At 33.3% G+C, this 10048-nt stretch carries 6 protein-coding genes; all 6 read right to left on the bottom strand.

Going from position 1 to position 10048, the window contains the following annotated elements; all coding sequences use genetic code 11:
• Window positions 1-2384 (bottom strand): hypothetical protein (locus KHA98_RS06500; protein WP_213256462.1); only part of this gene is annotated, 2384 nt, incomplete at its 3' end.
• Window positions 2385-2943: 559 nt separating this feature from the next.
• Window positions 2944-4254 (bottom strand): DUF389 domain-containing protein, encoded by a 1311-nt coding sequence (locus KHA98_RS06495; RefSeq protein ID WP_213256460.1) that lies wholly within the window; start codon window positions 4252-4254, stop codon window positions 2944-2946.
• 105 nt (window positions 4255-4359) lie between these two features.
• Complete coding sequence (locus KHA98_RS06490) at window positions 4360-5673, bottom strand: sensor histidine kinase (protein WP_213256458.1); 1314 nt, start codon at window positions 5671-5673, stop codon at window positions 4360-4362.
• Between the two features lie 102 nt (window positions 5674-5775).
• Window positions 5776-7713, bottom strand: a complete 1938-nt coding sequence (locus tag KHA98_RS06485) for an OmpA family protein (RefSeq protein WP_213256456.1) — start codon at window positions 7711-7713, stop codon at window positions 5776-5778.
• 13 nt (window positions 7714-7726) lie between these two features.
• Window positions 7727-8647: a PorP/SprF family type IX secretion system membrane protein gene (locus KHA98_RS06480; RefSeq protein WP_213256454.1), complete on the bottom strand. Its 921-nt coding sequence runs from the start codon at window positions 8645-8647 to the stop codon at window positions 7727-7729.
• Window positions 8648-8734: 87 nt separating this feature from the next.
• Window positions 8735-9991 (bottom strand): gliding motility-associated C-terminal domain-containing protein, encoded by a 1257-nt coding sequence (locus KHA98_RS06475; RefSeq protein WP_213256452.1) that lies wholly within the window; start codon window positions 9989-9991, stop codon window positions 8735-8737.
• Window positions 9992-10048 lie beyond the last annotated feature (57 nt).

The raw sequence follows: 10048 nt of genomic DNA, 5'->3' as shown, positions 1-10048 counted from the left end.
CCTAAAACATCGATTGTAAATACTGCATTACCTTCGGCATTATAAGTATATGTACCGTCGCTGTTGCTTACTAAAGTTGTTTTTGTTTCACCATTTTTTACTAAATCGCTGATGTCTACAACCTGTTTGTTTCCGCTTGCATCTACATACGTAAATTGATTGTTTACTGTATCATAAGTAACATTTCCTTCTGCTTTTGAAATAAAGGTATTCAGGATTGTCTGAACACTTGAATTATCTACAATAGTCTGGAAGTTATTGGCAACATCCCCTAAAACATCGATTGTAAATACTGCATTACCTTCGGCATTATAAGTATATGTACCGTCGCTGTTGCTTACTAAAGTTGTTTTTGTTTCACCATTTTTTACTAAATCGCTGATGTCTACAACCTGTTTGTTTCCGCTTGCATCTACATACGTAAATTGATTGTTTACTGTATCATAAGTAACATTTCCTTCTGCTTTAGAAATAAAGGTATTCAGGATTGTCTGAACGCTTGAATTATCTACAATAGTCTGGAAGTTATTTGCAACATCTCCTATAACATCGATTGTAAATACTGCATTACCTTCGGCATTGTAAGTATATGTACCGTCGCTGTTGCTTACCAAAGTTGTCTTAGTTTCTCCATTTTTTACTAAATCACTAATGTCTACAACCTGCTTATTTCCACTTGCATCTACATAAGTAAACTGATTGTTTACTGCATCATAAGTAACATTTCCTTCTGCTTTTGAAATAAAGGTATTCAGGATTGTCTGAACGCTTGAATTATCTACAATAGTCTGGAAGTTATTTGCAACATCTCCTATAACATCGATTGTAAATACTGCATTACCTTCGGCATTGTAAGTATATGTACCGTCGTTATTGTTTACTAAAGTTGTTTTTGTTTCTCCATTTTTTACTAAATCGCTGATGTCTACAACTTGTTTGTTTCCGCTTGCATCTACATACGTAAATTGATTGTTTACTGTATCATAAGTAACATTTCCTTCTGCTTTTGAAATAAAGGTGTTAAGGATTGTCTGAACGCTTGAATTATCTACAATAATCTGGAAGTTATTTGCAACATCTCCTAAAACATCGATTGTAAATACTGCATTACCTTCGGCATTATAAGTATAAGTACCGTCGTTATTGTTTACTAAAGTTGTTTTTGTTTCTCCGTTTTTTACTAAATCGCTGATATCTACAACTTGTTTGTTTCCGCTTGCATCTACATAAGTAAACTGATTGTTTACTGCATCATAAGATACATTTCCTTCTACTTTTGAAATAAAACTATTCAGGATTGTCTGAACGCTTGAATTATCTACAATAGTCTGGAAGTTATTCGCAACATCTCCTAAAACATCGATTGTAAATACTGCATTACCTTCGGCATTATAAGTATAAGTACCGTCGTTATTGTTTACTAAAGTTGTTTTTGTTTCTCCATTTTTTACTAAATCGCTGATGTCTACAACTTGTTTGTTTCCGCTTGCATCTACATAAGTAAACTGATTGTTTACTGTATCATAAGTAACATTTCCTTCTGCTTTTGAAATAAAGGTGTTAAGGATTGTTTGAACACTTGAATTGTCTACAATTGTTTGAAAGTTATTTGCAACATCTCCTAAAACATCAATTGTAAATACTGCATTACCTTCGGCATTATAAGTATAAGTACCGTCGTTATTGCTTACTAAAGTTGTTTTTGTTTCACTGTTTTTGATAAGATCTCCAATGTTAATTACCTGAGTTGCTCCGCTTGCATCTACATAAGTGAATTCATTTTTTGTTGCATCAAATGAAACACTTCCCTCTACTTTAGTAACAAAACTTTTCAGAATATTTTTTACACTTGTATTATCAATAATTGACTGGAAGTTATTCTGAACATCTCCTAAAACATCAATAGTATAAGTACCAGCTTCTGCATTGTAGGTATAAGTACCGTTGTTATTATTTGTTATTGTCGTTTTTGTTTCATTCGCACCAATAATAGTACTAAAATCAATTTTTTCTTCAACTCCACCAGCGTTTGTATAGGTAAACTCATTAGTTACCGGATTAAAAACAACGGTTCCTTCTGAAAGATTTACCTCTCCTGAAACCAGAATTTTATTCCATTTGTTATCATACCAGTAGTAGTAACCTGGAGTAACATCAGAAGTTTTTGCTGTATTAAAGATCAACAAACTGTTTACATTACCATTAGCAATGGTTGATACGTCTGCAGCACTTTTTAATTCAATTCTAGGAATTAAAACACCTTTATTTGTTGCCACTACTTCTAACTGAGAAGAAGGATTAGGCTCAAGAGTTCCTACACCAACTTGGGAATAAGCTGAATAAGCACTCAATAAAAAAACGAAGGGAAGAAATTTATTTTTCATAAAATTTAATTTTATAGTTTTAAAATCAAAAATTTCACTTTAATCCTTTAATAGCCGGATAAAATTAAATATGTCACTTTTTGATTTCTAGTTAGTTTTCCAAGCCTATTTTTTAGCTTGATTAGTATTAATTTAATATTCAGATTCCTATCTCTATTTTTTAAAAACAAAATCCAAAACAAAATTGTTTTTTGTTACTTGTAAATACCTTTGAACTGTTATCAAAAATTTACTCTGCAAAGAAATGGAATGCATATACCCAAATACGTCAAATAAATAACACAATAAGGTATTTGACGGTTTTTACTGCTTTTTAACCAATAAAAGCATCGATTAAAGCAATTTTATTAGCGATTAATCAAAAAACAAATATTCGAATCATTAGATAATTCGTACATTTTTTCTTTAAATGATTAAAATTAAACCCGGTATTTTTAGAAAAACCGGGCTAGTTTTTAGCTATTTTTAAGATAATAGTGGTTTTACTGCTTTTTTATCACAGCTTTTTGACTGTTTTTTCTTTTATAACAATCTGCCAAAAGTTGCGATTTTCTGCATATTACTCTTTTCTGAAAATTTCAATATTTGTAACAGCTAACCTTTTGTTTAACCAATTTTTGAATTTCTCTTTATCCCCAGTATTCAAATTGGTTTCTGAGGCATAAATTACAGCGGTAAATGTTGTGTTTTTATCCTCTTGCTCTGCCCTATTATTTTTGGATACAGAAAGCGATGTTATCGAAGGAAACAAAATTCGGCTTTCGTTCAGAAGTTGTCTGTTATCAAAATTTGCTGAACTTAATTCTTTTTGCAATTGAAGGATTTTTATGTCCTTTGCATTTAAAGTGTTTTCACTGTTTTTAATCTGATTCAGTATATCACCTTTTAAAACATTCAGCTTATTTGCGTTATCCTGTCGTATAACAAGTTTAATTCCTTTTAAATCCTGATTGGCATTAATCAGACTGTCTAATTGTACAAAATCACTTTTCTCGAAATATTTAGATAAAAATGCTAGTTCTACTTTTTTAGGATTTGCATTAAAATCTATCTTTTTAAAGATTACAGTAAAGCCTTTCTGAGTAAATTCATTTTCAATAAAACTATCTACGCTTTTACTAAATTTCTGTTGCTTGTATAACGAGTAAGCCAAATAGCTACTTGGTAAAATCATTACAGCAATAAGTACTGAAATAATTATTTTTACTTGTTTTGCTTTTTTTGCATCTACCTGTACTTTAGGAGAATACCTTAAATACTTAATGATTAAAAATGTAGCAATCCCGATAAACACGCAATTGATGCAGTACAGATAAAATGCCCCAAAGAAAAAAGACCATTGCCCCGTTGCAAGGCCATATCCCGCGGTACATAACGGAGGCATTAATGCGGTTGCAATAGCAACTCCTGCAATTGGATTTCCTTTTTCGGTTCTTGTTACGGCAATTACTCCTACTATTCCGCCAAAAAAGGCGATTAAAATATCATATATATTTGGTGATGTCCTTGCCAGTAATTCTGACTGCACGTCTTTGAAAGGACTAAGCATAAAATATATCGTTGATACAGAAAGGCTCACAATTGTTGCAATGAATAAATTCTTAAGGGAACGTTTTAATAATACAAAATCATAAATTCCCAATGCAAACCCTGCTCCTACAATTGGTCCCATTAAGGGTGAAATTAACATTGCTCCAATAATTACTGCTGTCGAGTTTACGTTTAATCCAACAGAGGCTACAATTATGGCACAGGCTAATATCCAAAGGTTTGATCCTTTAAAATCAACATTTTTTTTTATGCCTGCCAGTGTTTTTTCTCTGTCATCTTCTCCATCATGCAGGTCAATGAATTTTCTTAAGTCTTTCATTAGTCGTTAAACTTTTTTTCGGTTATCGTCTTTTGTTTTTTTATATTTTAAGATTTTTCTCTTAGTTCTGTTTGTGTTGACCGGTTTAGTGCCAGATTTCAATACTTAATCTTTAAAGATTATTTTAAAACAGGTCCCTACATTTACTTCACTGGTTACTTCCAGTTTTGCCTGCATTGCGTCGAGCTGACTTTTTACCATGTGCAAACCTAAGCCCGAACCTCTGCCTGCAGAATGAAATGTTCTGAATATATCAAACAGTACTTCGCCATATTTTTCCAAATCGATTCCCAAACCATTATCTGTCACGGTCAAAATCTTTTTATGGTTTTCTTCATAAAAATGATATCTAACCATTGGCACTCTTTCTGATGAGGCATATTTAAGGGCATTGGTGCTTAAATTCAACAATATACTTTCTAAGTAGGCGGGATTAAAATTGATTACTGATCCTTCGGGAACGTGGTTTATTACCACTACTTTCTTTTCATCAATCAAAGGACTAATAACCGTTATCACTTTATTTAAAAACAAAGCTACGTCTACTGGTTCTATCACTATGTTTGCTTTATCCTGAACACTCGCTACATCGGATAAATGTGCAATCGTTTCGTTAAGGTCGTTAAAGACAATTTTTAAATTGGCAAACGTCTCATCATAATTACCTTCCCCTATCAAATCGTTAACATCCAGTAATAACTTCAGGTTTCCTGTATGGGATCTTAAATTATGAGAAACGATGTGGGTAAAATTCACTAATTGTTTATTTTGTTTACTAATATGTCTGATAGTTTCCTCCAGCTTAATTTCTTTCTCTCCCCTGAAACTAATATCAGTATGTACACCTGCCACTTTTAGTGGTTTACCCACACTATTTCTCTTTACGACTTTTGCTTTGTCAATAATCCATTTGTATTTACCGCTGTTTGTTAATACGCGGTAACAATGTTCATGTTCCGTATTCTGATCGTCAATGATATTTTTTGTATAACTGCAAAAGTTTTCTAAATCTTCGGGGTGTATTATTTTACACCATTTTCCCCAGTTATCAAATACATCATCTGAGTCTGTACCAAGTATTTTAAAGGATTCTGCAGAATAGAAAACTATATCTGTTGTAAGATCCCAGTGCCAGACTCCCATTCCGCATTTCTCTAATGTTACTTGCGAATTATCATCCGAAAGTTGGGTCAATAACGGTTTTTCTATTAGATCTTCCATATAGGAATCCATAAGCCAAAAACTCAAACTGCAATTAGAATCATATTCTAAATCTAAAAAGGCATCCGAATTCTTATTTTCCTTTTTAGAAAACATTTTCTCTAAAAGAAGAGCTACTGAATTCTGAATTTTAGAGATGACTTTCCCTGCAAGGGAATGAGTCTGAGTTTTATCTTGGATTGTGTTGGTATTTAACATCTTTATTATCTTATAGTTTTTATAAAAGATCATTGAGATATCACAAATTCTTTGCTTTGGAATTACATTTCTAAAATCTCATAAATCATAACCTGCTAGTTTCTACATGGATAAAATGATAAACTGGCTTCTTCTATTTTGTGCATGTTCTTCTTCTGAACATTCTACACCGTCGGCACATTTATTTACCAGTTTGCTTTCCCCATAACCTTTTGCTGTTAATCTGTCTCTTGAAATTCCGGATTTCACCATAAATTCGAGAGTAGATTTTGCTCTTTTTTGTGATAAAGTAAGGTTGTAAGCTTTAGACGCTCTGCTGTCTGTATGCGAAGCAACTTCAACTTTCATTGTTGGATATTCCTTCATGACTTCAATTACTTTAGTAATGTCTAAAGCGGCATCAGGACGAATATTGTACTTGTCTAAATCAAAATAAATCAGCTCAATTCCAAAAACTTTTGCAAGATCAGTACCTGAAGTAAGTCGTTTAATGTTCTTTTCTAAAGGAATCGTAATTGCTGTTTTTCCGTTTTCACGAGGTAATGCAATTTTACCTTCAACAGTCTGATAATCTTCTTTTACAGCTCTTACATAATATACTTTTCCACCTTTAGCTGTATCATAAGTAAATTTTCCTTTGTCGTTGGTAATCAGTTCTCCTACAATATTCATTTGCTCATCCAAAATTGTTACTTTGGCAGCAGCCAAAGGATTTTGTGTTTCTTTGTCTACCACAGTACCTAATATTGTTTGCTGATATTCGAGTTTTCTAGTTTCTGTGAATCGATAAATATCATCATATCCCATTCCGCCATCACGATTGGAAGAGAAATATCCTATGCTGTTTTTTGTATTAATGATAAAAGCAAAATCATCCATAGCACCATTTACAGGAGCTCCAACATTGGATACATTTCCTAAGGTTTCATCTGCGTTTATTTTGGCAACAAAAACATCTAAACCTCCTAATCCGGGATGTCCGTCTGAAGAAAAATAAAGTTCATTTTCTGCCGATACAAATGGGAATGTTTCTTTTCCTTCTGTATTAATTTTGTTCCCCAGATTCTCCGGATTTCCAAAAAGGTCATTTTCAAAAATTTTCACTTTATAAATGTCCGAATCGCCTAATGAACCAGGTCTGTTGGACGCAAAGTATAATGTTTTTTCATCAGTACTTAAAGCCGGATGTGCTGTACTGAAATCATTACTATTAAAAGGCAATTCTTTTATTTTTGTCCATTTTCCATTTTCCAGTGTTGCTTTGTATATTTTTAATAAAATACGCCCTGTTGAATCTTTTCCTTTTTTACCTTCATTGTAATTGTTTTTGGTAAAATACATGGTTTGTCCGTCTTTTGTAAAAACCGGAGTAGCTTCATTAAATTTAGAATTTACAATGTTCGATAATGCTTTTGGTTTTTCTATAGTTCCGTTTTCATCGACTTTTGCCGTATATAAAGTGGTAAAAGCCTGATTATTCCATTTTTGAACACGTTTTGAAACACCTATTTCTTCACGGGTACTTGCAAATACAATTTTATCACCTAAAAAGGACGTTCCGTAATCGGACATATTCGAGTTAATTCCGATCGTTTCAATCGCATATCGTCCTGAATTTTCCTGAATTACAGCATAATAATCTTTGTTTGCTTCATACAATTTAGCTCTGGAATCATTGCCTTTGATGTAATAAAATGCATCCAGCATTTTATTGGCTTTCTCATAATCGCCAACTGCCTTTAATGTTTGAGAATAACGATAATAATATTCTGGTTCAACGGTTTGATTTAGCGCAAAAAGCTCAGCATACCAGTTGTTTGCCTTTTGCAAATCACCATTAAAATAATAGGCGTTTCCTAATTTCTGGAACAAATCGACAGATTTATATCCTTTTTCAGCAACATTTTCGTAAATCTTTATTGCATCAATATAAGCCAGTTGTTCGTATTGCTTTTCTGCTTTCTTAATTTTATTATTCTGAGCGTAACCTTCTAATCCAAGGATCAAAATTAAGGCGCTGAGTACTATTTTTGATTTCATAATAACTATCTGTTTAGAAGAATCTTGGGGTAACTATTTTGTCGAATTTTTTGAACAGTTCAAATCGTAAGAAGATCTCATGCGAACCTGAATTATAGTTGGCTAATTTTGTTGTTTCAGCATCATAAGCATATCCTATAAATAGCCCATCAGTTGCCTGAAAACCTACCATTCCACTTAAAGCAGCGCTCCATCTGTAGGCAACTCCGGCAGTAAATTTTTCGTTAAACAAAAAGTTGGCTGATAAATCTACCTGTAAAGGAGCTCCTTCTGTCATTTTTACTAAGGTCGATGGTTTGAATTTAAGGTTGTAATCTAAATCAAAGACATGTCCTGCCATTAAGTAATAATGAATGTTTTGTGTGTTTACATAGGTAGTAGACCTGTCATAATTTTTAGTCTGAAGCAATGTTGGAGCCGAAAGACCAAAATAAGTCTTGTCTGAATACAGGTAAATTCCGGTTCCTACATTTGGCGCAAATTTATTTTCGACATTGTTCTGGAACCTTGGATCTGAAGGATCAAACATATCCAGTTTGGTGTAATCGACATTTAATAAATTTATACTTCCTTTTACCCCAAATGCTAGTTTATAGCGGTAAGAAACATCAATTGTGTACGATAAATCTGCTGACAAATTGGTTTCGTCTGAAGGCCCGATTCGATCATTAAAAATGGAAACTCCCATACCAAGATTTGAATTCTCAATTGGTGTGTGCATCGATACTGCTCCTGTTTTTGGAGCTCCTTCCAACCCAATCCATTGTGCACGATAAAGTCCAAAAATGCTCATTACATCACGAGAACCGGCATACGCAGGGTTTATCAAACTCGGATTGTACATATATTGGGTATACTGCGAATCCTGCTGTGCATTCATAAAATTGCAAGTCAGCAAAATAACTATCAATAATCTTATATTTTTTATATTCATTTTAATTATTTTTAGAGAATTAGTTACAGGCTGTAAAAGCTACAAAACCTGTACAATTCATATTATTTATAATTACTAACAATCTTTTTAGTTATCCATATTGATATACAGATAGCCTGATTTATCTTTCATCCCTTTTTTTGTTTTATATTTCAGGATGTAGAAATAAGTTCCGGTTGGCAATCCCGCACCACGATTAACCGTTACACGCCCATCTGAAAACCCTCTGAAAACACGATCATTTCCGTTATAACCATGGGTTTCAAAAACCATAACTCCCCATCGGTTGTAAATCTCTACGGTGTTATCAGGATAATTCTCTATGTTTTTTATATGGAAGTAATCATTTTTACCATCTCCGTTTGGCGAGACTGCGTTGTAAACAATTAGATCATCTTCCTCTTCATCTACTTTGGTAACTCTTGCTAAAGTAAAAATTCCGTAATCTGAGACTTGTGCAGTAACCATAGTTTGTCCTGCATCTGTAACTCCGCCTTCAGAAATCCATTTTCCGGATGCAAGATCCCATCTTACTATTTGAATATGTGTCCCGACTATATTATCATAGATATAAGATGGGGTTGTATCCGGGTTTAATGTTAATGAAAGAACAATGTTTGTTTGTCCGTTATCTTTTGTAATCTCCCAGTATTCCTTATTATCTATCAACTGTATATTCTCTTGTTTACTGCTATGCGGATAAGCAGAATCTGAATCTTGTAAAAAATAATGTGATGTATATATATCTCCGTTATCACCTGAATTTGCATGTATTGACGGACGATAATAATTGGCATCTCCAACAGGATATTCAAAACCTGCGGTTCCTATTTTGCTTACTCTTCCATCAACAAAACTGGCGTTGCTGGTATTAGAATGTGCTGCATTGGTATCAAAAATTACTTTTCCGTTAAAACTGTCTGCATCAACAATACCTTGTTTAAACGCTGCATTACCGGAAACCGAAATATCCGTCGCCAGTATAAAAGGAGATGCTGCAGTGTTATTATCGAAAACAACATTTTGAAGACGGGAATGTAAGGATGAAGGATCTCCATCAATAATTTGCTCTTCTTTTCCTGTAAAATACGTTGTTCCTTGTTGCGAAGGGGTAAAATCAACTTTTCCGTCATTGGTCCAATGATTAAAAATGTGTACCTGTCCGTCATTAATAAACTCTCCTGTTGCGGCATTTTTAAAATCAAAATGTACTGACATTATAGTTCCGGGTGCTACTTTTATCTGATCCGGATTTAACAACTGTGCCTGCACATGACCAACAGAGCCACAGAAAGCGATACTGAAAATTGTTGTTATTTTTATAAATGGGAATCTGTTTTTCATAAGAATTCAATTTGCTGCGAAATGCAGATTTAGAAATCAAAGCACAGCTTTAGTATG

Origin of the sequence: Flavobacterium branchiicola (genome assembly GCF_018383905.1) — a bacterium.
Taxonomy (GTDB): Bacteria; Bacteroidota; Bacteroidia; order Flavobacteriales; family Flavobacteriaceae; genus Flavobacterium; species Flavobacterium branchiicola.
This window is presented reverse-complemented; position numbering and strand designations above follow the sequence as displayed.